This is a genomic window from Leclercia sp. 29361, from assembly GCF_011290365.1.
Taxonomy (GTDB): Bacteria; Pseudomonadota; Gammaproteobacteria; order Enterobacterales; family Enterobacteriaceae; genus Enterobacter; species Enterobacter tamurae.
On record NZ_CP049786.1, the window covers coordinates 4059552 to 4083249 of the forward strand.

Annotated in this window: 23 protein-coding genes, 1 tRNA gene and 3 rRNA genes; 16 read left to right on the forward strand and 11 right to left on the reverse strand. The window is 55.3% G+C overall.

Going from position 1 to position 23698, the window contains the following annotated elements; translation table 11 throughout:
- The first annotated feature begins 9 nt into the window (after positions 1 to 9).
- The 4 genes from rsmE to ruvX all read left to right on the forward strand — a co-directional run bounded on the left by rsmE (position 10) and on the right by ruvX (position 2773).
- Entirely contained in the window at positions 10 to 741 is a 732-nt protein-coding gene (gene rsmE / locus G7090_RS19385) for a 16S rRNA (uracil(1498)-N(3))-methyltransferase (protein WP_106994352.1), read from the forward strand.
- A 19-nt stretch (positions 742 to 760) separates the two neighbouring features.
- Positions 761 to 1708 carry a glutathione synthase gene (gene gshB / locus G7090_RS19390; RefSeq protein WP_106994351.1) on the forward strand — a complete coding sequence of 316 codons (948 nt, stop codon included), beginning with the start codon at positions 761 to 763 and terminating at the stop codon, positions 1706 to 1708.
- 88 nt (positions 1709 to 1796) lie between these two features.
- A complete protein-coding gene (locus G7090_RS19395) occupies positions 1797 to 2357 on the forward strand; it encodes a YqgE/AlgH family protein (RefSeq protein ID WP_207630086.1) in 561 nt (186 codons plus the stop codon).
- The gene (gene ruvX, locus G7090_RS19400) at positions 2357 to 2773 is read left to right on the forward strand and encodes a Holliday junction resolvase RuvX (protein ID WP_106994349.1); all 417 of its coding nucleotides are present in this window, start codon (positions 2357 to 2359) and stop codon (positions 2771 to 2773) included. The genes G7090_RS19395 and ruvX overlap by 1 nt, the downstream gene beginning before the upstream one ends.
- Positions 2774 to 2811: 38 nt before the next feature.
- Here the strand turns inward: ruvX and G7090_RS19405 are convergent, their stop codons facing one another.
- Both G7090_RS19405 and G7090_RS19410 read right to left on the reverse strand, forming a co-directional pair.
- Complete coding sequence (locus G7090_RS19405) at positions 2812 to 3501, reverse strand: IclR family transcriptional regulator (RefSeq protein ID WP_166183942.1); 690 nt, start codon at positions 3499 to 3501, stop codon at positions 2812 to 2814.
- A 96-nt stretch (positions 3502 to 3597) separates the two neighbouring features.
- A complete protein-coding gene (locus G7090_RS19410; RefSeq protein ID WP_166183945.1) occupies positions 3598 to 4575 on the reverse strand; it encodes a type IV pilus twitching motility protein PilT in 978 nt (325 codons plus the stop codon).
- A gap of 17 nt (positions 4576 to 4592) precedes the next feature.
- On the opposite strand from G7090_RS19410, the gene G7090_RS19415 reads away from it, so the two are divergent.
- The 6 genes from G7090_RS19415 (at position 4593) to G7090_RS19440 (ending at position 8333) form a co-directional block, all read left to right on the forward strand.
- The gene (locus G7090_RS19415) at positions 4593 to 5294 is read left to right on the forward strand and encodes a YggS family pyridoxal phosphate-dependent enzyme (protein WP_106994346.1); all 702 of its coding nucleotides are present in this window, start codon (positions 4593 to 4595) and stop codon (positions 5292 to 5294) included.
- Positions 5295 to 5315: 21 nt separating this feature from the next.
- Positions 5316 to 5882: a YggT family protein gene (locus G7090_RS19420; RefSeq protein ID WP_106994345.1), complete on the forward strand. Its 567-nt coding sequence runs from the start codon at positions 5316 to 5318 to the stop codon at positions 5880 to 5882.
- On the forward strand, positions 5879 to 6175 hold the full coding sequence (gene yggU / locus G7090_RS19425) for a DUF167 family protein YggU (RefSeq protein WP_106994344.1): 297 nt from the start codon (positions 5879 to 5881) through the stop codon (positions 6173 to 6175). The genes G7090_RS19420 and yggU overlap by 4 nt, the downstream gene beginning before the upstream one ends.
- 3 nt (positions 6176 to 6178) lie before the next feature.
- Complete coding sequence (locus G7090_RS19430) at positions 6179 to 6772, forward strand: XTP/dITP diphosphatase (protein WP_106994343.1); 594 nt, start codon at positions 6179 to 6181, stop codon at positions 6770 to 6772.
- On the forward strand, positions 6765 to 7907 hold the full coding sequence (hemW, locus tag G7090_RS19435; RefSeq protein WP_166183948.1) for a radical SAM family heme chaperone HemW: 1143 nt from the start codon (positions 6765 to 6767) through the stop codon (positions 7905 to 7907). The genes G7090_RS19430 and hemW overlap by 8 nt, the downstream gene beginning before the upstream one ends.
- A 63-nt stretch (positions 7908 to 7970) precedes the next feature.
- Positions 7971 to 8333, forward strand: a complete 363-nt coding sequence (locus tag G7090_RS19440) for an endonuclease domain-containing protein (protein WP_166183950.1) — start codon at positions 7971 to 7973, stop codon at positions 8331 to 8333.
- A 74-nt stretch (positions 8334 to 8407) separates the two neighbouring features.
- On the opposite strand, the gene G7090_RS19445 is transcribed toward G7090_RS19440, so the two are convergent.
- From G7090_RS19445 to trmB, 3 genes are read right to left on the reverse strand one after another with little or no spacing between them, the layout of a single operon-like run.
- Positions 8408 to 9127 carry a DUF2884 domain-containing protein gene (locus tag G7090_RS19445; RefSeq protein WP_106994541.1) on the reverse strand — a complete coding sequence of 240 codons (720 nt, stop codon included), beginning with the start codon at positions 9125 to 9127 and terminating at the stop codon, positions 8408 to 8410.
- Positions 9128 to 9179: 52 nt separating this feature from the next.
- Positions 9180 to 9506, reverse strand: coding sequence for a YggL family protein (locus G7090_RS19450; protein ID WP_142487055.1), 327 nt, complete (start codon positions 9504 to 9506; stop codon positions 9180 to 9182).
- Positions 9506 to 10225, reverse strand: coding sequence for a tRNA (guanosine(46)-N7)-methyltransferase TrmB (trmB, locus tag G7090_RS19455; protein ID WP_106994339.1), 720 nt, complete (start codon positions 10223 to 10225; stop codon positions 9506 to 9508). Before trmB ends, G7090_RS19450 begins: the two co-directional genes overlap by 1 nt.
- A 144-nt stretch (positions 10226 to 10369) precedes the next feature.
- Here trmB and mutY point away from each other — a divergent pair, with 144 nt between their 5' ends.
- From mutY to G7090_RS19475, 4 genes are all read left to right on the forward strand, one after another.
- Complete coding sequence (gene mutY, locus G7090_RS19460) at positions 10370 to 11422, forward strand: A/G-specific adenine glycosylase (protein WP_166183953.1); 1053 nt, start codon at positions 10370 to 10372, stop codon at positions 11420 to 11422.
- A 25-nt stretch (positions 11423 to 11447) separates the two neighbouring features.
- Entirely contained in the window at positions 11448 to 11720 is a 273-nt protein-coding gene (locus G7090_RS19465) for an oxidative damage protection protein (protein ID WP_032613973.1), read from the forward strand.
- A gap of 102 nt (positions 11721 to 11822) precedes the next feature.
- Entirely contained in the window at positions 11823 to 12902 is a 1080-nt protein-coding gene (mltC, locus tag G7090_RS19470; RefSeq protein WP_106994337.1) for a membrane-bound lytic murein transglycosylase MltC, read from the forward strand.
- A 237-nt stretch (positions 12903 to 13139) separates the two neighbouring features.
- Positions 13140 to 14399: a nucleoside permease gene (locus G7090_RS19475; RefSeq protein ID WP_166183955.1), complete on the forward strand. Its 1260-nt coding sequence runs from the start codon at positions 13140 to 13142 to the stop codon at positions 14397 to 14399.
- Between the two features lie 37 nt (positions 14400 to 14436).
- Here the strand turns inward: G7090_RS19475 and G7090_RS19480 are convergent, their stop codons facing one another.
- A complete protein-coding gene (locus tag G7090_RS19480; RefSeq protein ID WP_166183957.1) occupies positions 14437 to 16572 on the reverse strand; it encodes an ornithine decarboxylase in 2136 nt (711 codons plus the stop codon).
- 399 nt (positions 16573 to 16971) lie between these two features.
- Here G7090_RS19480 and G7090_RS19485 point away from each other — a divergent pair, with 399 nt between their 5' ends.
- Together G7090_RS19485 and G7090_RS19490 are read left to right on the forward strand one after the other, a co-directional pair.
- Positions 16972 to 17682, forward strand: coding sequence for a DUF554 domain-containing protein (locus G7090_RS19485; protein ID WP_166183959.1), 711 nt, complete (start codon positions 16972 to 16974; stop codon positions 17680 to 17682).
- 95 nt (positions 17683 to 17777) lie between these two features.
- Positions 17778 to 17853 (forward strand) — tRNA-Phe (locus G7090_RS19490).
- Positions 17854 to 17932: 79 nt separating this feature from the next.
- Here G7090_RS19490 and G7090_RS19495 read toward each other — a convergent pair.
- The 5 genes from G7090_RS19495 to G7090_RS19515 form a co-directional block, all read right to left on the reverse strand.
- Complete coding sequence (locus G7090_RS19495) at positions 17933 to 18124, reverse strand: hypothetical protein (protein ID WP_166183961.1); 192 nt, start codon at positions 18122 to 18124, stop codon at positions 17933 to 17935.
- Between the two features lie 80 nt (positions 18125 to 18204).
- Positions 18205 to 18546: a DUF1971 domain-containing protein gene (locus tag G7090_RS19500; protein ID WP_166183963.1), complete on the reverse strand. Its 342-nt coding sequence runs from the start codon at positions 18544 to 18546 to the stop codon at positions 18205 to 18207.
- Between the two features lie 173 nt (positions 18547 to 18719).
- A 5S ribosomal RNA gene (gene rrf / locus G7090_RS19505) occupies positions 18720 to 18835 on the reverse strand.
- Positions 18836 to 18931: 96 nt separating this feature from the next.
- Positions 18932 to 21839: ribosomal RNA gene (locus G7090_RS19510) — 23S ribosomal RNA — on the reverse strand.
- Positions 21840 to 22064: 225 nt separating this feature from the next.
- Positions 22065 to 23604: ribosomal RNA gene (locus tag G7090_RS19515) — 16S ribosomal RNA — on the reverse strand.
- Together the 16S, 23S and 5S rRNA genes form the textbook arrangement of a ribosomal RNA operon.
- Positions 23605 to 23698 lie beyond the last annotated feature (94 nt).

Consider the following 23698-nt stretch of genomic DNA (forward strand, 5'->3'; position numbering starts at 1 on the left):
TCTTTGACTATGCGTATTCCCCGTATTTATCACCCGGAACTGATAACCCCGGACAGTGAAATTGCCCTGTCTGAAGAGGCCGCCAACCATGTTGGCCGTGTGCTGCGCATGGGCGCAGGTCAGGCGATTCAACTGTTTGATGGTTCAAACCAGGTGTTTGAGGCGGAAATTACCCGCGCCGATAAAAAAAGCGTGCAGGTGAATATCTTACGTGGCGAAATCGACGATCGTGAATCGCCGCTGCATATCCATTTAGGCCAGGTGATGTCGCGCGGCGAAAAAATGGAATTCACTATCCAGAAATCGATCGAACTGGGTGTAAGCCTCATTACGCCACTTTTTTCTGAGCGCTGCGGCGTTAAACTGGATGCCGAACGTCTGAATAAGAAGCTCCAGCAGTGGCAAAAAATCGCCGTTGCAGCCTGTGAACAGTGTGGCCGCAATCGGGTCCCGGAGATCCGTCCGGCAATGGATCTGGAAGCCTGGTGTGCGGAAGAGGAGCAGGGTCTGAAGCTCAACCTGCATCCCCGCGCCAGCGCCAGCATCAACACCCTGCCGCTGCCGGTTGAGCGCGTGCGACTGCTGATTGGCCCGGAAGGCGGTCTGTCGGCGGATGAGATCGCCATGACCGCGCGCTACCAGTTTACTGATATTCTGTTGGGACCCCGCGTTCTGCGTACTGAGACCACCGCGCTAACCGCCATCACTGCCCTGCAGGTGCGTTTTGGCGATTTAGGTTGAAGCATTAACGGAGAAGACAATGATTAAGCTCGGCATCGTGATGGATCCCATCACAAGCATCAATATCAAGAAAGATTCCAGCTTCGCTATGCTGCTGGAAGCACAACGTCGCGGCTACCAGCTCCACTATATGGAGATGAGCGACCTGTACCTGATTAACGGCGAAGCGCGTGCGCGCACCCGCATCGTCAACGTCGAGCAGAATTACGATAAATGGTACGAGTTCGGTTCCGAGCAGGATCTGCCCCTGGCCGAACTCGACGTCATCCTGATGCGTAAAGACCCGCCGTTCGACACTGAATACATCTACTGCACCTATATTCTTGAGCGCGCAGAAGAGAAAGGGACGCTGATCGTCAACAAACCGCAGAGCCTGCGCGACTGCAACGAGAAGCTCTACACCGCCTGGTTCTCCGACCTGACGCCAGAGACGCTGGTAACGCGCAGCAAAACGCAGCTGAAAGCCTTCTGGCAGAAACACGGCGATATCATCCTGAAGCCGCTGGACGGCATGGGTGGCGCATCTATCTTCCGCGTTAAAGAGGGCGACCCGAACCTCGGGGTGATCGCCGAAACCCTGACCGAGCACGGCTCCCGCTACTGCATGGCGCAGAACTATATCCCGGCGATCGTCGACGGCGACAAGCGCGTGCTGGTGGTGGACGGTGAGCCGGTGCCGTACTGCCTGGCGCGTATTCCGCAGGGCGGCGAAACCCGCGGTAACCTGGCGGCCGGTGGCCGTGGCGAACCGCGTCCGCTGACCGAAAGCGACTGGGAAATTGCCCGCCGCGTCGGCCCGATGTTAAAAGCCAAAGGGCTGATCTTTGTTGGCCTCGACATCATCGGCGATCGTCTGACAGAAGTGAACGTCACCAGTCCGACCTGTATTCGCGAAATCGAAGCAGAATTCCCGGTGTCGATTACCGGCATGCTGATGGATGCGATCGAAAAACGTCTGAAGCAGTAACCTAGCCAATACTATTAGTGACAGTACTCAGCTTTCTCCGCATACTGGGTGCTGTCGCTTTTTAAACCAGGAAACAGAACCTCTGACAATGAATTTACAGCATCACTTTCTGATTGCCATGCCTGCTCTCCAGGATCCCATTTTCCGTCGTGCGGTCGTTTACATCTGCGAGTACAGCGAAGATGGCGCGATGGGTATCATCATCAATAAACCGCTGGAAAATCTTACTGTTGAAGGCATTCTGGAAAAATTAAAAATTTCCCAGGACGAACGTGTCCCTGAAGTTCGTCTCGATAAAGCGGTGATGCTCGGCGGCCCGCTGGCAGAAGATCGCGGCTTTATCCTGCATACGCCGCCAGGGTTCTCCTCCAGTATCCGTATCTCTGATAATACCGTGATCACCACCTCCCGTGACGTGCTGGAGACTCTGGGCACAGAAAAGCAGCCTGCTGATGTGCTGGTGGCGCTCGGCTATTCCTCGTGGGAAAAAGGCCAGCTTGAGCAGGAGATCCTCGATAACGCCTGGCTGACGGCTCCTGCAGATTTAAACATTCTGTTTAAAACCCCTATCGCCGATCGCTGGCGTGATGCGGCAAAACTGATTGGCATTGATATCCAGACCATGCCTGGCGTAGCGGGGCATGCCTGATGAGCGGCACGCTTCTCGCGTTTGATTTCGGCACTAAAAGTATCGGCGTGGCGATCGGCCAGCGCATCACCGGCACCGCTCGTCCACTGACGGCGCTGAAAGCGCAAAACGGCACCCCGGACTGGAACCTGATTGAGCGGCTGCTGAAAGAGTGGCAGCCGGAGGTAGTGATTGTCGGGCTGCCGCTGAATATGGATGGCACCGAACAGCCCTTGACGGCACGGGCACGCAACTTTGCCAATAAAATTCATGGCCGTTTTGGCGTGGCGATTAAGCTGCATGATGAACGACTGAGCACGGTAGAAGCCCGCGCCGGTCTGTTTGAACATGGCGGTTTTCGTGCGCTCAGCAAAGGCAGTGTCGATTCCGCCTCAGCGGTGATTATCCTCGAAAGCTTCTTCGAGCAGGGTTACTGATCCCCTTCCCTTTGCCCGGCTCCCCGGGCAAATACTTCTTATGCTTCCAGCAACGTGGCGTTGAGCGCCGTTAGTTCAGCCAGACGCGTCCGCACGCTCTCATCGTCAATATTCCACATCCCGGCAAAGGCCAGCGCGGCATGATGCGCGCCCACCGGTAGCGCCATCGACACTTCGCCATCATCATGGTGCCAGATCACACGCCCTTGCTGGCGCTGCTGGGCTACATGCGGGGCGAGATTCTGCCACTGTTCTGGCGTAAAGCGCGGCATCAGCGCCTCGTCCGTCTCACTCGCCAGCAGCGACATGCCAATTACCGATTGCCAGGCAGGCAGCATATGGAAACCGGCCAGCGCCTGGGTGGTCTGGCTACCGGGCACCGAGTGCCAGATATAGATCACCTGGTCCTCCCACAGCACGCCCAGCGCCACCACGATATCGCGTGGCGCATCGCGCTCCAGCCGGGGCAAGGCGCGGGAGAAGAGCTCGGAGCCGCGGATTGACTGGGCCGCCAGGGCATGGATACCGGGGCCTGGCAGGTAGCGTCGATGCTCGTCCTGCATGGTCAGGCCAATAGAGGCCATGGTCATCAGCAAACGGTTCACACGGGTGGTGTTGATCCCCATCAGCCGCGCGAGTTCACGGCAACCGATGGCGCGACCGCTGGAAACCAGATATTGCAGACAGCGAATGCCGTCGATAAGACTTTGGTTCGGTTGTGATGACATAGTCGCTTTCAATGTGTGCAATCAGAGGCTCGATTTTACCGCCCATACGTAAGTATACAAGGCCGCGAAAATCATTCTCTGCCGTAAGCCCGCGCATTAAAGCCGCCCCTGCGCCCTGCGCTCAGCACGGCTCTGCTCGAAGTTCTGCATGCCGGCCTGCAACCCGGTCTGGATCACGCCCGGCAGTTGCCAGGTTTTACCTTCACGGATTAAGTTTGCCGCCGCGGGGGTATTAACCAGTAACTCAAACAGCGCGACGCGCCCCTGCTGGTTATCCCTTTCGAGCTTTTGCGCCAGCACCGCCCGCAGGCTACCCGCCAGCTGCTTACGTACCGGCTCTTTCTCGTCGGCCGGGAAGGCATCTACCAGCCGCTCTATCGCCTGCGCCGCGCCGCGGGTATGCAGAGTCGCCAGTACCAGATGCCCGGTCTCGGCGGCAGTGAGCGCAAGGCGGATCGTCTCGCTGTCGCGCAGTTCACCCAGCAGGATCACATCGGGATCCTCACGCAACGCCGCCCGCAGCGCATCGGCAAAGGAGGGGCAATGCAGGCCAATCTCCCGCTGCTGCACCAGACAGCGCTTGCTCTGATGGATGAACTCCACCGGATCTTCGAGCGTCAGGATATGCCCGTCGCTGTGGTGATTGAGAAAGTCGACCATCGCCGCCAGCGTGGTGGACTTGCCGCTGCCGGTGGCCCCGGTCACCAGAATCAGGCCGTTATCGCTGGTCAGCAGCTCGGGGATCGCCCGCGGCGTGCCCAGGGTAGGCAGCTGCGGGCACTGTTCCGGTAGCAGCCGGAGCGCCAGCGAGCACCCTTGTGTATGGGCGAAGGCGCTGGCCCGCAGCCGGTGGCTCTCCAGGGCGACGGCAAAATCCACCTGCCCCTGAGCGCACCATGCCCCCTGCTGTTCGTCGCTAAGCCAGCTTTTCAGCAGCATCACGACGTCCGGCCCCGGAAAAGGGGCGAACTCCATCTTCCCTCGTCGTCGCCATCGCGGTGGTGCGTTACTGCACAGGTGTAGATCCGACACGTTATGCTTTACACTAAGGGCCACAATTTCTTCCATATCCATTTAATGATCCTCGGAAAATGAACGACATTGCGCATAACCTGGCACAGGTCAGGAACAAAATCTCAGCCGCGGCAACAGGTTGCGGCCGTGCTTCAGAAGAAGTTACGTTGCTTGCAGTCAGTAAAACCAAACCTGCGAGCGCCATCGCAGAAGCGATTGATGCAGGCCAGCGCATGTTCGGTGAAAACTATGTGCAGGAAGGGGTGGAAAAAATCCGCCACTTCCGGGAAAAAGGTACCGCGGATCTGCAGTGGCACTTTATCGGCCCCTTACAGTCGAACAAAAGCCGACTGGTGGCGGAGCATTTCGACTGGTGTCATACCGTCGATCGGCTGCGTATCGCCAGCCGTCTGAGCGAGCAGCGTCCGGCAGAGATGCCACCGCTTAACGTACTGATTCAAATCAATATCAGCGACGAAAACAGCAAGTCAGGTATTGCTCTGGAAGAACTGGATCAGCTGGCGGATCAGGTAGCGGCGCTGCCTGGCCTGACGCTTCGTGGACTGATGGCGATCCCGGCCCCGGAGTCAGATTACGACAGGCAGTTTGCCGTCGCCCGGCAAATGGCTGTAGCATTTGAGGCGCTTAAAACACGCTTCCCAACGGTCGACACGCTTTCACTGGGCATGACGGACGATATGGCTGCCGCGATTGCGGCTGGCAGCACCATGGTGCGCATCGGCACAGCAATTTTCGGTGCGCGCGATTACACCCAATAATAAGGAAACCTGAGGAACGCCATGAAGACGTTGACCTTCCTGCTCTCAACCGTCATTGAACTGTATACGATGGTGCTTTTGCTTCGCGTCTGGATGCAGTGGGCTCGTTGTGATTTTTACAACCCCTTCTCACAGTTTGTCGTCAAAGTGACCCAGCCGATTATCGGGCCGCTGCGCCGGGTGATCCCGCCGATGGGCCCCATTGACAGTGCCTCTCTGCTGGTTGCGCTGATCCTGTGCGTGGTGAAAGCGATCGTGCTGTTTATGGTCATCACCTTCCAGCCGATCATCTGGATCGCGGCGGTGTTGATCCTGTTGAAAACGATCGGCCTGCTGGTGTTCTGGGTCCTGATGGTGATGGCGATCATGAGCTGGGTCAGCCGGGGCCGCAGTCCGGTAGAATATTCTTTGATTCAGCTTACCGAACCGCTGCTGCGTCCGATCCGTAACCTGCTGCCTGCCATGGGCGGGATCGACTTCTCCCCAATGATCCTCGTGCTGCTGCTGTATGTGCTCAACATGGGTATCGCTGAACTGCTGCAGTCCACGGGCAACATTCTGCTGCCGGGGCTGTGGATGGCGTTATGAGTGCTGTCAGCACCTGCGCCGACGGGCTGGTTTTACGGCTGTATATTCAGCCGAAAGCCAGCCGTGACTCCATTGTCGGGCTGCATGGCGACGAAGTAAAAGTCGCCATCACCGCCCCTCCTGTGGATGGCCAGGCGAACGCCCATCTGGTGAAGTATCTGGCAAAACAGTTTCGCGTCCCGAAAAGCCAGGTGCTTCTCGAGAAAGGTGAACTGGGGCGCCATAAGCAGGTCAAAATTCTGAACCCGCAACAAATCCCGACGGAAGTCGCGGCTCTGATACAACAGGATTAACACATGCAAAAAGTTGTTCTCGCTACCGGTAATGCCGGTAAGGTGCGCGAGCTGGCCTCGCTGTTAAATGATTTCGGTCTGGATGTGGTTGCGCAGACCGAGCTGGGCGTGGACTCTGCCGAAGAGACCGGCCTGACCTTTATTGAAAACGCCATTCTGAAAGCACGCCACGCGGCGCAGGTCACCGGTCTGCCGGCTATCGCCGATGACTCAGGTCTGGCGGTGGACGTGCTGGGCGGCGCGCCGGGGATCTACTCTGCTCGCTATTCCGGCGTCGATGCCAGCGACCAGCAGAACCTCGAAAAACTGCTGGAAGCGCTTAAGGACGTACCGGATGATCGGCGCAAGGCGCAGTTCCACTGCGTGCTGGTCTATATGCGCCATGCCGACGATCCTACACCGATTGTCTGTCACGGCAGCTGGCCGGGTGTGATTGCCCGCGAAGCGGCAGGCAACGGCGGCTTTGGCTACGACCCGATTTTCTTTGTCCCGTCTGAGGGCAAGACCGCTGCGGAGCTGACCCGCGACGAAAAAAGCGCGATTTCCCATCGTGGGCGCGCACTGAAACTGTTACTGGAAGCGTTACGTAATGGCTAATTTGCCACCTCTGAGTCTTTATATTCACATCCCGTGGTGCGTGCAGAAATGCCCGTACTGCGATTTCAACTCGCATGCGCTGAAAGGCGAAGTGCCTCATGACGATTACGTTCAGCATCTGCTTGCCGATCTGGACGCCGACGTAGCTTACGCGCAGGGACGTGAAGTTAAGACTATCTTCATTGGTGGCGGTACGCCGAGCCTGCTCTCAGGCCCGGCGATGCAGATGCTGCTGGATGGCGTGCGTGCGCGCCTCAATCTGGCAGCGGATGCAGAAATTACCATGGAGGCCAATCCGGGTACGGTTGAGGCCGATCGTTTTGTCGAGTATCAGCGTGCCGGTGTAAATCGGATCTCCATTGGGGTACAGAGCTTCAGCGAGCCGAAGTTAAAGCGTCTGGGGCGTATTCATGGCCCGGGTGAAGCTAAGCGCGCCGCACACCTGGCAACCGGCCTGGGCCTGCGTAGCTTTAACCTCGACCTGATGCACGGCCTGCCGGATCAGTCCCTGGAGGAAGCGCTGGACGATCTACGTCAGGCCATTGAGCTGAACCCGCCACACCTCTCCTGGTATCAGCTGACCATTGAGCCGAACACGCTGTTTGGTTCACGCCCGCCAGTGCTGCCTGATGACGACGCGCTGTGGGATATTTTCGAGCAGGGCCATAGGCTTTTGACCGCCGCCGGGTATCAGCAATACGAAACCTCGGCCTATGCGAAGCCGGGCTACCAGTGCCAGCACAACCTGAACTACTGGCGTTTTGGTGACTATCTGGGCATTGGCTGCGGCGCCCATGGCAAAGTGACCTTCCCGGATGGTCGTATTCTGCGTACCGCCAAAACGCGTCACCCGCGTGGCTATATGGAAGGACGCTATCTGGAGCGCCAGCACGACGTCGAAGCCGAAGATAAGCCATTTGAGTTCTTTATGAACCGCTTCCGTCTGCTGGAAGCCGCGCCGCGCGCGGAGTTTGCGCTGTATACCGGATTACCGGAGTCGGTGATTCGCCCGCAGATTGACGAGGCGCTGGCGCAGGGATACCTGACCGAATGCGCGGAGTACTGGCAGATCACCGAGCATGGCAAACTGTTCTTAAACTCCCTTCTTGAGCTGTTCCTCGCCGAAGAGTCCTGAAGCCTGATTCAGGATTTTGCATCCCGTTCTGCTGGCTGAAGGAAAAGCTGGCAGAGTGCGGGGATGGAAATTATTCGTTCTTATGCAAAGCAGCTTCGACGCGAGCTGACGACAGAAGAGAGACGACTCTGGTATCTGTTACGCAGTCGCCGGTTCGCTCACTATAAATTTCGTCGCCAGCATCCTGTAGGGAATTACATTCTGGATTTCGTCTGTTGCGAGGCGCGCCTGGTCATTGAGCTGGATGGGGGGCAACATGTTGAAAGAGAAGAATATGACCGGCAAAGAACAGCCTGGTTGAATCAAAAAGGCTGGATGGTGATTCGATTCTGGAACAACGAAGTGTGGAATAATGAGGAAGGGGTGCTGAACAGTATTTTAGAAAATCTGCAAACGCTTTTACCCTCACCCCGGCCCTCTCCCTGAAAGGGAGAGGGAGCAAATCATTCCCTCGCCCCTTTGGGGAGAGGGTTAGGGTGAGGGGCCCAGACCGCACAAACCTACTTCAGCGATCCCACCAGCCCCTTGCGGCTCTCTTCCAGCGACACCACGCGTTTACACACGTCTTTGCCGAACGCTTTGAAATCCGCTTCCTGGTTCTTCCACTCGTTCTGAATCGAGGTTTGCAGACCACCCAGGCTACCCAGCACGCCCTGCAGCGGGTTGCCGCCGCCTTTGAGCACCGCTTTGGCACCCATCTCGTTGATGCTGTCCTGCAGAATGCCACCCATCGCCTGATTCACCAGCTGCTGGCCATCGGCACGCACCTGATCGATCGCCTGATAGTGGAACGTCAGGCCATCGGTACGATGCTCAATAATCCGGTTCATCTGCTCTTTTAGCTGGGCGTCCAGTTTGGTCAGGCGCGAGCGCATATTGCTGCTCTCCCCCACCTCTTTGGCGATGATCTTATCCAGCGCGACACGGCCTTTTTCCACGCGGGTCAGAGCGCCTTCGTCGATCCACGGCAGCGCGCTGCGCAGATCGGCCTGGTAATCTTTTGCCTGTTCACGTTGGGCTGCGCTCAGTTGATACTGCTTGCCGTTAAACATGACGTTGCCATCCGGGGTGATCACCAGATTGCCGTTCTCACCTTTTACCTGCACGGTTTGCGGGCTCAGGATCACGTCGTCACGCGGTGTGACTTCGCATTTGTAATCTGCGTGAGCGGTCAGAGCCGTGGTCATTAAAGCCGCAGCGAGCAGCGTTTTGCGCATCATATATTCTCCCTCAGACAAAACGGGCCAGCAATTGCTGGCCCCTGATGCTCTATTAGTCCCACCAAATATCGAAAAGTTCGCTGATGCGTACGTCTTCGAATTTGTGGTCTTCCAGCCACTTACGCACGATAGCCTGATGCTCTTCGGTGCACTGGCCGATCTCTTGTTTGCAGATCAGACCTTCCCACGCCAGGTAGCCGCTGCCGTCAAACGCCAGCTTGTTCGGCTCGATAACTTCATTGATGAACGCATCCACGTCTTCATCAATTTTTTCTACACTGGTGCCTTCCGGGAAACGCCATGCAACCGAAAAACCAATTTCCTGGAATTCTTCGATGTGCATTTTCTTACGCAGACGACGGCTACGGTTCTTTGCCATTATTTCACCCTCTCGAACATTAAGTCCCATACGCCGTGACCAAGACGATGGCCACGCTGTTCAAATTTCGTTACCGGACGTGAGTCAGGACGCGGCACATAATCGTTGCTCACCGACTGGTTTTTATACCCGTCGAGTGCTGACATCACCTCCAGCATATGTTCCGCATACTGTTCCCAGTCGGTCGCCATGTGGAAAACGCCACCCAGCTTCAGTTTGCTTTTTACCAGCTCAGCAAAGGGAGCCTGAACGATACGGCGTTTATTATGACGTGCTTTGTGCCATGGGTCAGGGAAAAAGAGCTGAACCATGTTCAGAGAATTGTCAGGGATCATCTTGTGCAGCACTTCCACCGCGTCATGACACATCACCCGCAGGTTCTCAACGCCCTCTTCATGGGCCGTTGCCAGGCACGCGCCCACGCCCGGGGAGTGAACCTCAATGCCGAGGAAATTCTGCTCCGGACGCGCTTTTGCCATGGTCACCAGTGAAGCGCCCATGCCGAAACCGATCTCCAGCGTAATCGGCGCGTCGCGGCCAAACAGCTCAACGAAATCGAGCGGCTGTTCGGTGAACTCCACGCCCATCACCGGCCAGTAGTTATCCAGCGCGTGTTGCTGCCCCTTTGTCAGGCGACCCTGACGGCGGACAAAGCTGCGAATACGGCGCAGCGGGCGACCGTTTTCATCAAATTCCGGTGATATGACGTCGTTTTTCATAAAAGAGTAGTCTGCTTGTGAGAATGTTCGGGAAACGGGCATTATCCAAAGTTAATGATGGGATGCAAGCATGGGAAAGATCCGGTTTACAGCCGCATGCCTCTGTGCTGCAATCTGCGTCCCTGATATCGCGAAGCGAAGACCATGCAAGCCTCTCATTTTTCAGCCCAGGTGCTGGACTGGTACGACAAATACGGGCGTAAAACCCTGCCCTGGCAAACTGAAAAAACGCCTTATAAAGTATGGCTCTCTGAGGTGATGTTGCAACAAACGCAGGTCACTACCGTTATCCCCTACTTTGAGCGCTTTATGGCGCGTTTTCCCACCGTGACCGATCTGGCGAACGCCCCCCTTGATGAGGTGCTGCATCTGTGGACCGGGCTCGGCTACTATGCCCGCGCCCGCAATCTGCATAAAGCCGCCCAGCAGGTGGTATCGCTGCACGGTGGAAAATTCCCGGAAACCTTTGATGAAGTCGCCGCCCTGCCAGGTGTCGGGCGTTCCACCGCCGGCGCGATCCTCTCCCTCTCGCTGGGTAAACACTTCCCTATTCTCGACGGCAACGTGAAGCGCGTGCTGGCCCGCTGCTATGCCGTTGGCGGCTGGCCGGGCAAGAAAGAGGTGGAGAAGCGCCTGTGGGAAATTAGCGAAGCGGTCACCCCTGCTAACGGCGTTGAACGCTTTAACCAGGCGATGATGGATTTAGGGGCGATGGTCTGCACCCGCTCGAAGCCCAAATGCGAACTCTGTCCGCTGAATAATCTGTGTGTGGCTTATGCCAACCACAGCTGGGCACAGTATCCCGGTAAAAAACCGAAGCAGACGCTGCCTGAGCGCACCGGCTATTTTCTGCTGATGCAGCACGAAGAGACGGTCTATCTTGCCCAGCGTCCGCCAAGCGGTTTATGGGGCGGCTTATTCTGCTTCCCGCAGTTTGAGGATGAAGAGAGTCTTCGCGACTGGCTGGCGCAACGCGGCATCCCTGCCGATACTCTTGTGCAGCTCACTGCGTTTCGCCATACCTTCAGCCACTTCCATCTGGATATTGTTCCAATGTGGCTTCCCGTGTCCTCATTCACCGCGTGCATGGATGAAGGCACCGCTCTCTGGTATAACTTAGCGCAACCGCCGTCAGTGGGGCTGGCAGCTCCCGTAGAGCGCCTGTTACAGCAATTACGTGTCGGGGCAATGGTTTAGCTCCGGGCGACAAAGAGGAATCAGTATGGCCAGAACAATTTTTTGTACCTTCCTGCAACGCGACGCAGAAGGTCAGGACTTCCAGCTCTATCCGGGCGATCTGGGTAAGCGCATCTACAACGAGATCTCCAAAGAGGCATGGGCGCAGTGGCAGCAAAAGCAAACCATGCTGATTAACGAGCGCAAGCTCAACATGATGAACGTTGAACACCGCAAGCAGCTGGAGCAGGAGATGGTGAATTTCCTGTTTGAAGGCAAAGACGTTCACATTGAAGGCTATACACCACCAGAAAAATAATATCGTGCCGCCTTGCCTGGTCTACGGTTTGTAGGCCGGGTAAGCGTAGCGCCACCCGGCGAAAACAGCCCCAGAACCAACACAACACGCACTCCCGGAATGATGAAAAAATTTTTAGCGCTTGCTCTTGTTGCACCGTTACTTGTTTCGTGTTCCTCCAGTAATAAAGGCGATAGCTATAACGAAGCCTGGTTGAAGGACACCAACGGTTTTGACATTCTGATGGGGCAGTTTGCCCACAACATCGAAAACATATGGGGATTTAACGAGGTTCTGATCGCCGGACCGAAGGACTACGTTAAGTACACCGACGCCTACCAGACCCGCAGCCACATCAACTTTGACGAGGGTACCATCACCGTCGAGACCATCGCCGGAACCGATCCTGCGGCGCGTTTACGCGAGGCGATCGTGAAAACCCTGCTGATGGGCGACGATCCGGGCTCAATCGACCTGTACTCTGACGCCGACGACACCACCATCTCGAAAGAGCCGTTCCTGTATGGTCAGGTGGTGGATCAGACCGGGCAGTCGATTCGCTGGGAAGGTCGCGCCAACAGCTTTGCCACATACTTGTTGCAGACGCGCCTGAAAAGCCGCAGCAATGGCCTGCGTGTTATATACAGCGTGACCATTAACCTGGTGCCAAACCACCTCGATAAACGTGCGCACAAATACTTCGGGATGGTACGCCAGGCATCGCGTAAATACGGTGTCGATGAGTCGCTGATCCTGGCGATTATGCAGACCGAATCCTCGTTTAACCCGTATGCGGTGAGTCGCTCCGACGCCCTGGGCCTGATGCAGGTTGTCCAGCACAGCGCCGGGAAAGATGTCTTCCGTGCGCAGGGGAAATCCGGCATGCCGGGTCGCAGCTATCTGTTCGATCCTGCCAGTAACATTGATACCGGCACCGCCTATCTGGCGATGCTGAACAACGTCTACCTGAGCGGTATCGATAACCCGACCTCGCGCCGCTATGCGGTGATCACCGCCTATAACGGTGGCGCGGGCAGCGTGCTGCGGGTCTTCTCCAACGATAAAGTGAAGGCGGCAAGTATTATCAACAGCATGTCGCCAGGGGATGTTTACCAGACCCTGACCACCCGTCACCCCGCCGCCGAGTCACGCCGCTATCTGTACAAGGTCAATACGGCGCAAAAGAACTACCGTAGAAAGTAGCCTTCTCTCTTTTACCCTCTCCTCCCCGGAGAGGGTAAAGATGCTCTCCAGCTGTCCAGACCTCATCCATAGGAAAGTGTTATTTGCATCACAATCCAAACTGCAAATTAATGTTGATTGCATTTTTTTGCGGGAGGTAACAAAACATCACGCCACTCGCTGATAGAATTGCATCAAATACAAAACCCAAATGTTTCTACACCAACATACAGCCCGCTCTCTTGTGAGGAAAGTAACATGAACCTTAAGCTGCAGCTTAAAATCTTGTCGTTTCTGCAGTTCTGTCTGTGGGGGAGCTGGCTAACCACGCTCGGTTCCTACATGTTTGTCACGCTCAAGTTCGATGGCGCCTCAATCGGCGCGGTCTACAGTTCTTTGGGCATTGCCGCCGTTCTGATGCCGACGCTGCTTGGGATCGTGGCGGATAAATGGATAAGCGCCAAGTGGGTGTATGCGCTTTGCCATCTGGTGGGGGCGGGTACGCTGTTTATGGCGGCCGAGGTCACGACGCCGGGTGCGATGTTCCTGGTGATCCTGTTCAACTCGCTGGCCTATATGCCAACGCTGGGCCTGATTAACACCATCTCCTACTATCGTCTGAAAGAAGCCGGTATGGATATCGTGACGGACTTCCCACCGATCCGTATCTGGGGCACCATCGGCTTTATTATGGCGATGTGGGCTGTCAGCTTCGCCGGCTTCGAACTGAGCCACATGCAGCTCTATATCGGTGCTGCTCTGTCTCTGGTACTGGCGCTGTTTACCCTGACCCTGCCGCATATCCCAGTCTCTAACCAGCAGAAAAACCAGAGCTGGAGCGCCATGCTCGGTCTGGATGCGTTCGCGCTGTTTAAAAACAAGCGCATGGCGATCTTCTTTATCTTCTCCATGCTGCTGGGTGCGGAACTGCAGATCACCAACATGTTCGGCAACACCTTCCTGCACAGCTTCGATAACGACCCGCTGTTCTCAGGGAGCTTTATCGTTGAGCACGCGTCGGTGATGATGTCGATTTCACAGATCTCCGAAACGTTGTTCATCCTGACCATCCCGTTCTTCCTGAGCCGCTACGGCATTAAAAACGTGATGATGATCAGTATCTTCGCGTGGATGCTGCGCTTCGGTCTGTTTGCCTACGGCGACCCGTCAGCCTTCGGTACCGTGCTGCTGGTGCTGTCGATGATCGTCTACGGCTGTGCCTTCGACTTCTTCAACATCTCCGGTTCGGTGTTTGTGGAAAAAGAGGTTCGTCCGGAAATCCGTGCCAGCGCCCAGGGTATGTTCCTGATGATGACCAACGGCTTCGGCTGTATTCTCGGCGGTGTGGTGAGCGGTAAGATTGTGGAGATGTATACCACCAACGGTATTACTGACTGGCAGCCGGTGTGGCTGATCTTTGCTGGCTACTCACTGGTTCTGGCCTTCGCGTTCATGGTGCTGTTCAAGTACAAACATGTTCGTACGCCAACAGGTGCGCAGACTCCTGTCGCGCATTAATCTGTAAGTCCCCCCTCCTGGCGGAGGGGGGATTTTTTTACTTCAGTACATAGCCGTACAACCGCTTAATCCCGTCCGCATCCTTCTCGCTGTAAACGCCCTGCAACTCCGGTGAAAAACCGGGCAGCAAATTGACGCCCTCTTCCAGCGCCAGGAAGTAACGCTGTACCGCCCCGCCCCACAGTTCGCCCGGCACAACGCACAGCACGCCTGGCGGGTATGGCAGCGCGCCTTCTGCCGCAATGCGCCCTTCGGCTTCACTGATGCGCACCAGCTCGACGTTACCGCGAATAAAGGCCTGGTTAGCATCCTGAGGATTCATCGCCACGGTGGGCAGGCTCTCTTTGCGGAACATCGCTTTCTGCAGATCCTTCACGTCAAAGCTAACGTACAGATCGTGCATCTCCTGGCAGAGCTGACGAATGGTGTAGTCGCGATAGCGCACCGGATACTTCTTCCAGATGGTCGGCAGGACATCGGCCAGCGGGGTGTCGTCTTCGATGTGCTGTTCAAACTGGCCCAACATTGCCACCAGTTGCGCCATCTTCTCCGCGCTCTCTGCCGGTGTGAGCAAGAAGAGAATGGAGTTGAGATCGCACTTCTCCGGGACAATGCCTTTCTCGCGCAGGTAGTGCGCCAGAATGGTCGCCGGGATACCAAAATCGGTGTACTTCCCGCTTTCGGCATCAATGCCCGGCGTGGTCAGCAGCAGCTTGCACGGATCGACAAAGTATTGCTCCCGGGCATAGCCTTCAAAGCCGTGCCATTTCGCCCCCGGCTCAAAGCTGAAGAAGCGCAGCTCGCTGGCAATCGCATGGGTAGGATGATCCTGCCATGGGCGACCAGCCACTTCTGGCGGGATAAACGGCTGAATCATTTTGCAGTTGGCGATAATCGCCTTACGCGCTTCGATCCCCAGCTCCACGCATTCGGCCCACAGCCGACGCCCGCTCTCTCCTTCATGGATCTTGGCGTTAACGTCGAGAGCCGCAAACAGCGGGTAGAACGGGCTGGTAGAGGCGTGCAGCATAAAGGCGTTGTTGAGACGCTTGTGCGGACAGAAACGCGCCTGGCCGCGGATATGGTTATCCTTCTTGTGGATCTGCGAAGTCTGGGAGAACCCTGCCTGCTGTTTATGCACCGACTGGGTGACAAAGATCCCCGGATCGTTCTCGTTGAGTTCCAGCAACAGCGGCGAGCTGTCGGCCATCATCGGGATAAACTGCTCGTAACCCACCCACGCGGAGTCAAACAGGATGTAGTCGCACAGCTGACCGATCTTGTCGATCACCTGGCGGGCGTTATAAATGGTGCCGTCATAGGTGCCGAGCTGGATCACTGCCAGACGGAACGGACGCGATTCACCGGCTTTTTCCGGGGCGACTTCACGGATCAGCTCCCGCAGATAGGTCTCGTCAAAGCAGCGGTCATCGATGCCGCCGATAAAGCCAAACGGGTTACGCGCCGCTTCAAGATAGACCGGCGTAGCCCCGGCCTGGATCAGCGCGCCATGGTGGTTGGATTTATGGTTATTACGGTCAAACAGTACCAGATCGCCACGGGTCAGCAGCGCGTTGGTCACTACCTTGTTGGCGGCCGAGGTGCCGTTAAGGACGAAATAGGTCTTGTCAGCATTAAACACCTTCGCCGCGAACTTTTGCGCGTGTTTAGCGGAACCTTCATGGATCAGCAGATCGCCCAGCTTCACGTCGGCGTTGCACATATCGGCACGAAAGACATTTTCGCCAAAGAAATCGAAGAACTGTCGTCCGGCGGGGTGTTTCTTAAAGAACGCGCCGTGCTGGTGCCCCGGACAAGCAAAAGTGCTGTTGTCCATCGCCACATACTGACTCAGGGTGTCGAAAAACGGCGGCAGCAGGTTCTCTTCATAGCGACAGGCCGCCGCTTCCAGCTCTAACCACTCCTGCGCTTTGCCATCGATCACCGCATCAACTCCCGCCGGGATCTCAACAGGCTGGGGCGAGAACATTAATACAGGCAGCTTAAAGCCGGTGCGTTTCAGCAACGCGAGGATGCCGCTGTGACTGTCAGCGACGGTAATGACGACTGCCGCCACATCCGTAAAATCTGTGTTATCCAGCGTCACCACTTCCCGGTGCGTGGACAAGGCGGACGCCAGCTCGCGGCTGACGGCAATTTTCATTGATTTCATAAGCGCAAATACCCGTGCAAGGCGAGAAAAAGCCCCGGACAGGGTGTCCCCCCTGCCCAACGAATGTGTCTGACCGGAGTTCAGCTCCGACCGCCAGACATCAGTAAAAGCAGAACGCGTCTGATTTTACTGTTGTCCTGCAGTGAGCCTGCAGTACCCTCACCGCATGGTGAGCGTAGAATAAGATGTGTCGATACGGCCAGCCATTCGCGCAGTAAAAGAGAGTCGGTTCATTGGCGGCCCCGTATCTGAGAGGAGAAAATTCGCGCAATAATGTCACCTTTCGCCAGGAGGCGCAACAAGGAATCATTATGCAAAAAATGGGATTACATTTGGCGATTACTCACTGAAAAGAGTAATAATAATGCAATATCAATGAGTAAATAACAGGAGTTCACAGTGGTTATTGGACCGTTCATTAATGCGGGGGCCGTGCTGCTGGGCGGCGTACTGGGTGCCGTACTTAGCCAGCGCTTACCGGAGCGTATTCGCTCCTCGATGCCCTCAATCTTCGGCCTGGCCTCACTGGGAATTGGTATTCTGCTGGTCATCAAGTGCGCCAATTTGCCGGTGATGGTGCTGGCAACGCTGCTCGGGGCGTTGATCGGGGAGTTCTGCTATCTGGAGAAAGGGATTAACGGCGCCGTCAGCAAAGCGAAAGATCTGCTCTCGCGCGGTAAGCAGAAAGCCGGTGGCCACGATGCCTATATTCAGAACTATGTCGCCATCATCATACTGTTTTGCGCCAGCGGCACCGGGATCTTTGGTTCGATGCAGGAAGGGATGACCGGCGACCCCAGCATCCTGATCGCCAAAGCCTTCCTCGATTTCTTCACCGCCACGATTTTTGCGACCACTCTGGGTATCGCGGTTGCCGCGATCTGCGTGCCGATGCTGCTTATCCAGCTCGCCCTCGCAACCTGTGCCACGCTGATTTTACCCCTGACCACACCTGCGATGATGGCGGACTTCACCGCAGTAGGCGGCCTGCTGCTGCTGGCAACCGGGCTGCGGATCTGTGGAATTAAGATGTTTGCGGTGGTAAATATGCTGCCTGCGCTGGTGATCGCCATGCCGCTTTCTGCCCTGTGGACCGCGTTTTTTGCCTGAGATAGCAGCAAAGTGGCGACAGAGTGTGCGGTCAGTAACGAAATCAACAAATTCCGTTGACGGCACAAGGCAGATCGGGTTTAATTCGCCCCGTTGCCCGGATAGCTCAGTCGGTAGAGCAGGGGATTGAAAATCCCCGTGTCCTTGGTTCGATTCCGAGTCCGGGCACCACTATTTAAAGAAACCAGCCTACGGGCTGGTTTTTTGCTTTTGGAAAGCTATAAATCCCTTCCCTGTTCGACCAATAGATCTACTGATGGGTAATTTGCGCCATACAGGCTTCGTGGCGGGCTTTGACGTCTTCAGTATAGTCCAGCGTATATTTACTCTCTCCTCGCTGTCCACGCGCGATACAGTCGTTAAAAAGATACTCCTGATATTCTGCCACGAGCAGCAGAGACGGCTCTGTGCAACACTCCTGCTCACCGTAGTCCGCCTGCATTGAAGAGTTCCTGAAGAAAGTAATCATAACGCTTTCACACCGTATGAAGGGGCTCCCTCAGGGATAAGGGAGCATCGGGATTATGCCTTTTTCGCGCTGTAGACTTCATCACCGCAGAATGCCGGTTCGGCCCAGAAATTGATGTTGAACTGTGCATCGTCGGTCATCTCAATACGGTGCCAGTACTGGGGTGGGCTGGTCGCAAAGGTTCCTGCGTTAATCACAACTTTCACTTCTGGCTCTGTCGCCTCTTCATTGGCGAAACCGTAGTACGTCACCGTCCCTTCCATTACACAGAGCTGGCCAAAGATACCGGCTGCGGTGTTGTGATGGCTCAGAAGCGCGGCAGGAACATTGTCTTTAGTAAAAAAGGGAGTTGAACGTTTGATTGTCCAATTTTTGGGGATTCTTTGATGGCTCATAATTACCTCCGGCTTTAAACATGCATTTAAAATACATCTTTATGGTCCGCCTGTAAAGCATTATTGATAATAAATCTCATTTACGTGGGAGGATGGGTAATTAGCTTGTAGGCCGGTAAGGCGCAGACGGCAAAAAACCCCGTACCTTAGGGTACGGGGTTTCTTTAATTGATGCCTGGCAGTTCCCTACTCTCGCATGGGGAGACCCCACACTACCATCGGCGCTACGGCGTTTCACTTCTGAGTTCGGCATGGGGTCAGGTGGGACCACCGCGCTACAGCCGCCAGGCAAATTCTGTTGTTCACCCCGCCCTCAGGCGTGATGAGTAATCTGTATCAGCTGAAAATCGTCTTCTCAAGTCCGCCGAAACAGCTTCGGCGTTGTAAGGTTAAGCCTCACGGTTCATTAGTATCGGTTAGCTCAACGCATCGCTGCGCTTACACACCCGACCTATCAACGTCGTCGTCTTCAACGTTCCTTCAGGACCCTTAAAGGGTCAGGGAGAACTCATCTCGGGGCAAGTTTCGTGCTTAGATGCTTTCAGCACTTATCTTTTCCGCATTTAGCTACCGGGCAGTGCCATTGGCATGACAACCCGAACACCAGTGATGCGTCCACTCCGGTCCTCTCGTACTAGGAGCAGCCCCCCTCAATTCTCCAGCGCCCACGGCAGATAGGGACCGAACTGTCTCACGACGTTCTAAACCCAGCTCGCGTACCACTTTAAACGGCGAACAGCCGTACCCTTGGGACCTACTTCAGCCCCAGGATGTGATGAGCCGACATCGAGGTGCCAAACACCGCCGTCGATATGAACTCTTGGGCGGTATCAGCCTGTTATCCCCGGAGTACCTTTTATCCGTTGAGCGATGGCCCTTCCATACAGAACCACCGGATCACTATGACCTGCTTTCGCACCTGCTCGAGCCGTCACTCTCGCAGTCAAGCTAGCTTATGCCATTGCACTAACCTCCTGATGTCCGACCAGGATTAGCTAACCTTCGTGCTCCTCCGTTACTCTTTAGGAGGAGACCGCCCCAGTCAAACTACCCACCAGACACTGTCCGCAACCCGGATCACGGGTCCACGTTAGAACACCAGCCATTAAAGGGTGGTATTTCAAGGTTGGCTCCACGCAGACTGGCGTCCACGCTTCAAAGCCTCCCACCTATCCTACACATCAAGGACCAGTGTTCAGTGTCAAGCTATAGTAAAGGTTCACGGGGTCTTTCCGTCTTGCCGCGGGTACACTGCATCTTCACAGCGATTTCAATTTCACTGAGTCTCGGGTGGAGACAGCCTGGCCATCATTACGCCATTCGTGCAGGTCGGAACTTACCCGACAAGGAATTTCGCTACCTTAGGACCGTTATAGTTACGGCCGCCGTTTACCGGGGCTTCGATCAAGAGCTTCGCGTTGCCGCTAACCCCATCAATTAACCTTCCGGCACCGGGCAGGCGTCACACCGTATACGTCCACTTTCGTGTTTGCACAGTGCTGTGTTTTTAATAAACAGTTGCAGCCAGCTGGTATCTTCGACTGATTTCAGCTCCACGAGCAAGTCGCTTCACCTACCATCAGCGTGCCTTCTCCCGAAGTTACGGCACCATTTTGCCTAGTTCCTTCACCCGAGTTCTCTCAAGCGCCTTGGTATTCTCTACCTGACCACCTGTGTCGGTTTGGGGTACGATTTGATGTTACCTGATGCTTAGAGGCTTTTCCTGGAAGCAGGGCATTTGTTGCTTCAGCACCGTAGTGCCTCGTCATCACACCTCAGCGTTGAATAAGGTTCCGGATTTACCTGGAACCTCCGCCTACATGCTTAAACCGGGACAACCGTCGCCCGGCCAACATAGCCTTCTCCGTCCCCCCTTCGCAGTAACACCGAGTACAGGAATATTAACCTGTTTCCCATCGACTACGCCTTTCGGCCTCGCCTTAGGGGTCGACTCACCCTGCCCCGATTAACGTTGGACAGGAACCCTTGGTCTTCCGGCGAGCGGGTTTTTCACCCGCTTTATCGTTACTTATGTCAGCATTCGCACTTCTGATACCTCCAGCAGACCTCACAGTCCACCTTCGACGGCTTACAGAACGCTCCCCTACCCAACAACGCATAAGCGTCGCTGCCGCAGCTTCGGTGCATGGTTTAGCCCCGTTACATCTTCCGCGCAGGCCGACTCGACCAGTGAGCTATTACGCTTTCTTTAAATGATGGCTGCTTCTAAGCCAACATCCTGGCTGTCTGTGCCTTCCCACATCGTTTCCCACTTAACCATGACTTTGGGACCTTAGCTGGCGGTCTGGGTTGTTTCCCTCTTCACGACGGACGTTAGCACCCGCCGTGTGTCTCCCGTGATAACATTCTCCGGTATTCGCAGTTTGCATCGGGTTGGTAAGCCGGGATGGCCCCCTAGCCGAAACAGTGCTCTACCCCCGGAGATGAGTTCACGAGGCGCTACCTAAATAGCTTTCGGGGAGAACCAGCTATCTCCCGGTTTGATTGGCCTTTCACCCCCAGCCACAAGTCATCCGCTAATTTTTCAACATTAGTCGGTTCGGTCCTCCAGTTAGTGTTACCCAACCTTCAACCTGCCCATGGCTAGATCACCGGGTTTCGGGTCTATACCCTGCAACTTAACGCCCAGTTAAGACTCGGTTTCCCTTCGGCTCCCCTATACGGTTAACCTTGCTACAGAATATAAGTCGCTGACCCATTATACAAAAGGTACGCAGTCACCTAACAAGTAGGCTCCCACTGCTTGTACGTACACGGTTTCAGGTTCTTTTTCACTCCCCTCGCCGGGGTTCTTTTCGCCTTTCCCTCACGGTACTGGTTCACTATCGGTCAGTCAGGAGTATTTAGCCTTGGAGGATGGTCCCCCCATATTCAGACAGGATACCACGTGTCCCGCCCTACTCTTCGAGTTCACAGCAAGTGTATCTTCGTGTACGGGAGTATCACCCTGTACCCTGCGACTTTCCAGACGCTTCCACTGACACACATGCTGATTCAGACTCTGGGCTGCTCCCCGTTCGCTCGCCGCTACTGGGGGAATCTCGGTTGATTTCTTTTCCTCAGGGTACTTAGATGTTTCAGTTCCCCTGGTTCGCTTCGTTAAGCTATGTATTCACTTAACGATAGTGCAACGGATTGCACTGGGTTTCCCCATTCGGAAATCGTCGGTTATAACGGTTCATATCACCTTACCGACGCTTATCGCAGATTAGCACGTCCTTCATCGCCTCTGACTGCCTAGGCATCCACCGTGTACGCTTAGTCGCTTAACCTCACAACCCGAAGCTGTTTCACTTCTGATTGCGAAAATTTGAGAGACTCGAACACACCGCTCATCTGCTCTTATTACGGAGAGCAGACACAGTGTGTCGTTTCAATTTTCAGCTTGATCCAGATTTTTAAAGAGCAAAACTTCTCAATGCACTCGAAAGTACATTTAGAAGTTCATCATTCATCAGACAATCTGTGTGAGCACTACAAAGGCAGGTTCTTTAAGGTAAGGAGGTGATCCAACCGCAGGTTCCCCTACGGTTACCTTGTTACGACTTCACCCCAGTCATGAATCACAAAGTGGTAAGCGCCCTCCCGAAGGTTAAGCTACCTACTTCTTTTGCAACCCACTCCCATGGTGTGACGGGCGGTGTGTACAAGGCCCGGGAACGTATTCACCGTAGCATTCTGATCTACGATTACTAGCGATTCCGACTTCATGGAGTCGAGTTGCAGACTCCAATCCGGACTACGACGCACTTTATGAGGTCCGCTTGCTCTCGCGAGGTCGCTTCTCTTTGTATGCGCCATTGTAGCACGTGTGTAGCCCTACTCGTAAGGGCCATGATGACTTGACGTCATCCCCACCTTCCTCCAGTTTATCACTGGCAGTCTCCTTTGAGTTCCCGGCCGGACCGCTGGCAACAAAGGATAAGGGTTGCGCTCGTTGCGGGACTTAACCCAACATTTCACAACACGAGCTGACGACAGCCATGCAGCACCTGTCTCAGAGTTCCCGAAGGCACCAAAGCATCTCTGCTAAGTTCTCTGGATGTCAAGAGTAGGTAAGGTTCTTCGCGTTGCATCGAATTAAACCACATGCTCCACCGCTTGTGCGGGCCCCCGTCAATTCATTTGAGTTTTAACCTTGCGGCCGTACTCCCCAGGCGGTCGACTTAACGCGTTAGCTCCGGAAGCCACTCCTCAAGGGAACAACCTCCAAGTCGACATCGTTTACGGCGTGGACTACCAGGGTATCTAATCCTGTTTGCTCCCCACGCTTTCGCACCTGAGCGTCAGTCTTTGTCCAGGGGGCCGCCTTCGCCACCGGTATTCCTCCAGATCTCTACGCATTTCACCGCTACACCTGGAATTCTACCCCCCTCTACAAGACTCTAGCCTGCCAGTTTCGAATGCAGTTCCCAGGTTGAGCCCGGGGATTTCACATCCGACTTGACAGACCGCCTGCGTGCGCTTTACGCCCAGTAATTCCGATTAACGCTTGCACCCTCCGTATTACCGCGGCTGCTGGCACGGAGTTAGCCGGTGCTTCTTCTGCGAGTAACGTCAATTGCTGAGGTTATTAACCTCAACACCTTCCTCCTCGCTGAAAGTACTTTACAACCCGAAGGCCTTCTTCATACACGCGGCATGGCTGCATCAGGCTTGCGCCCATTGTGCAATATTCCCCACTGCTGCCTCCCGTAGGAGTCTGGACCGTGTCTCAGTTCCAGTGTGGCTGGTCATCCTCTCAGACCAGCTAGGGATCGTCGCCTAGGTGAGCCATTACCCCACCTACTAGCTAATCCCATCTGGGCACATCTGATGGCAAGAGGCCCGAAGGTCCCCCTCTTTGGTCTTGCGACGTTATGCGGTATTAGCTACCGTTTCCAGTAGTTATCCCCCTCCATCAGGCAGTTTCCCAGACATTACTCACCCGTCCGCCACTCGTCACCCGAGAGCAAGCTCTCTGTGCTACCGTTCGACTTGCATGTGTTAGGCCTGCCGCCAGCGTTCAATCTGAGCCATGATCAAACTCTTCAATTTAAGTTTGATGCTCGTGAATTAAACTTCGTAATGAATTACGTATGTTCACTCAGAGACTTTGGTATTCATTTAGTGTCCGAAGACATTAAGAATC

Excerpts from the sequence above, each read along its gene's own strand:
- G7090_RS19465 (WP_032613973.1), top strand. The coding sequence starts at position 11,448 with ATGGCCAGAACAATTTTTTGTACCTTCCTGCAACGCGACGCAGAAGGT.
- hemW (WP_166183948.1), top strand. The coding sequence starts at position 6,765 with ATGGCTAATTTGCCACCTCTGAGTCTTTATATTCACATCCCGTGGTGC.
- ruvX (WP_106994349.1), top strand. The coding sequence starts at position 2,357 with ATGAGCGGCACGCTTCTCGCGTTTGATTTCGGCACTAAAAGTATCGGC.
- trmB (WP_106994339.1), bottom strand. The coding sequence starts at position 10,225 with ATGAAAAACGACGTCATATCACCGGAATTTGATGAAAACGGTCGCCCG.
- mutY (WP_166183953.1), top strand. The coding sequence starts at position 10,370 with ATGCAAGCCTCTCATTTTTCAGCCCAGGTGCTGGACTGGTACGACAAA.
- G7090_RS19405 (WP_166183942.1), bottom strand. The coding sequence starts at position 3,501 with ATGTCATCACAACCGAACCAAAGTCTTATCGACGGCATTCGCTGTCTG.
- G7090_RS19480 (WP_166183957.1), bottom strand. The coding sequence starts at position 16,572 with ATGAAATCAATGAAAATTGCCGTCAGCCGCGAGCTGGCGTCCGCCTTG.
- G7090_RS19430 (WP_106994343.1), top strand. The coding sequence starts at position 6,179 with ATGCAAAAAGTTGTTCTCGCTACCGGTAATGCCGGTAAGGTGCGCGAG.
- G7090_RS19395 (WP_207630086.1), top strand. The coding sequence starts at position 1,797 with ATGAATTTACAGCATCACTTTCTGATTGCCATGCCTGCTCTCCAGGAT.
- mltC (WP_106994337.1), top strand. The coding sequence starts at position 11,823 with ATGAAAAAATTTTTAGCGCTTGCTCTTGTTGCACCGTTACTTGTTTCG.
- G7090_RS19500 (WP_166183963.1), bottom strand. The coding sequence starts at position 18,546 with ATGAGCCATCAAAGAATCCCCAAAAATTGGACAATCAAACGTTCAACT.
- gshB (WP_106994351.1), top strand. The coding sequence starts at position 761 with ATGATTAAGCTCGGCATCGTGATGGATCCCATCACAAGCATCAATATC.
- G7090_RS19495 (WP_166183961.1), bottom strand. The coding sequence starts at position 18,124 with ATGCAGGCGGACTACGGTGAGCAGGAGTGTTGCACAGAGCCGTCTCTG.
- yggU (WP_106994344.1), top strand. The coding sequence starts at position 5,879 with ATGAGTGCTGTCAGCACCTGCGCCGACGGGCTGGTTTTACGGCTGTAT.
- G7090_RS19420 (WP_106994345.1), top strand. The coding sequence starts at position 5,316 with ATGAAGACGTTGACCTTCCTGCTCTCAACCGTCATTGAACTGTATACG.
- rsmE (WP_106994352.1), top strand. The coding sequence starts at position 10 with ATGCGTATTCCCCGTATTTATCACCCGGAACTGATAACCCCGGACAGT.
- G7090_RS19410 (WP_166183945.1), bottom strand. The coding sequence starts at position 4,575 with ATGGATATGGAAGAAATTGTGGCCCTTAGTGTAAAGCATAACGTGTCG.
- G7090_RS19445 (WP_106994541.1), bottom strand. The coding sequence starts at position 9,127 with ATGATGCGCAAAACGCTGCTCGCTGCGGCTTTAATGACCACGGCTCTG.
- G7090_RS19450 (WP_142487055.1), bottom strand. The coding sequence starts at position 9,506 with ATGGCAAAGAACCGTAGCCGTCGTCTGCGTAAGAAAATGCACATCGAA.
- G7090_RS19415 (WP_106994346.1), top strand. The coding sequence starts at position 4,593 with ATGAACGACATTGCGCATAACCTGGCACAGGTCAGGAACAAAATCTCA.
- G7090_RS19440 (WP_166183950.1), top strand. The coding sequence starts at position 7,971 with ATGGAAATTATTCGTTCTTATGCAAAGCAGCTTCGACGCGAGCTGACG.
- G7090_RS19475 (WP_166183955.1), top strand. The coding sequence starts at position 13,140 with ATGAACCTTAAGCTGCAGCTTAAAATCTTGTCGTTTCTGCAGTTCTGT.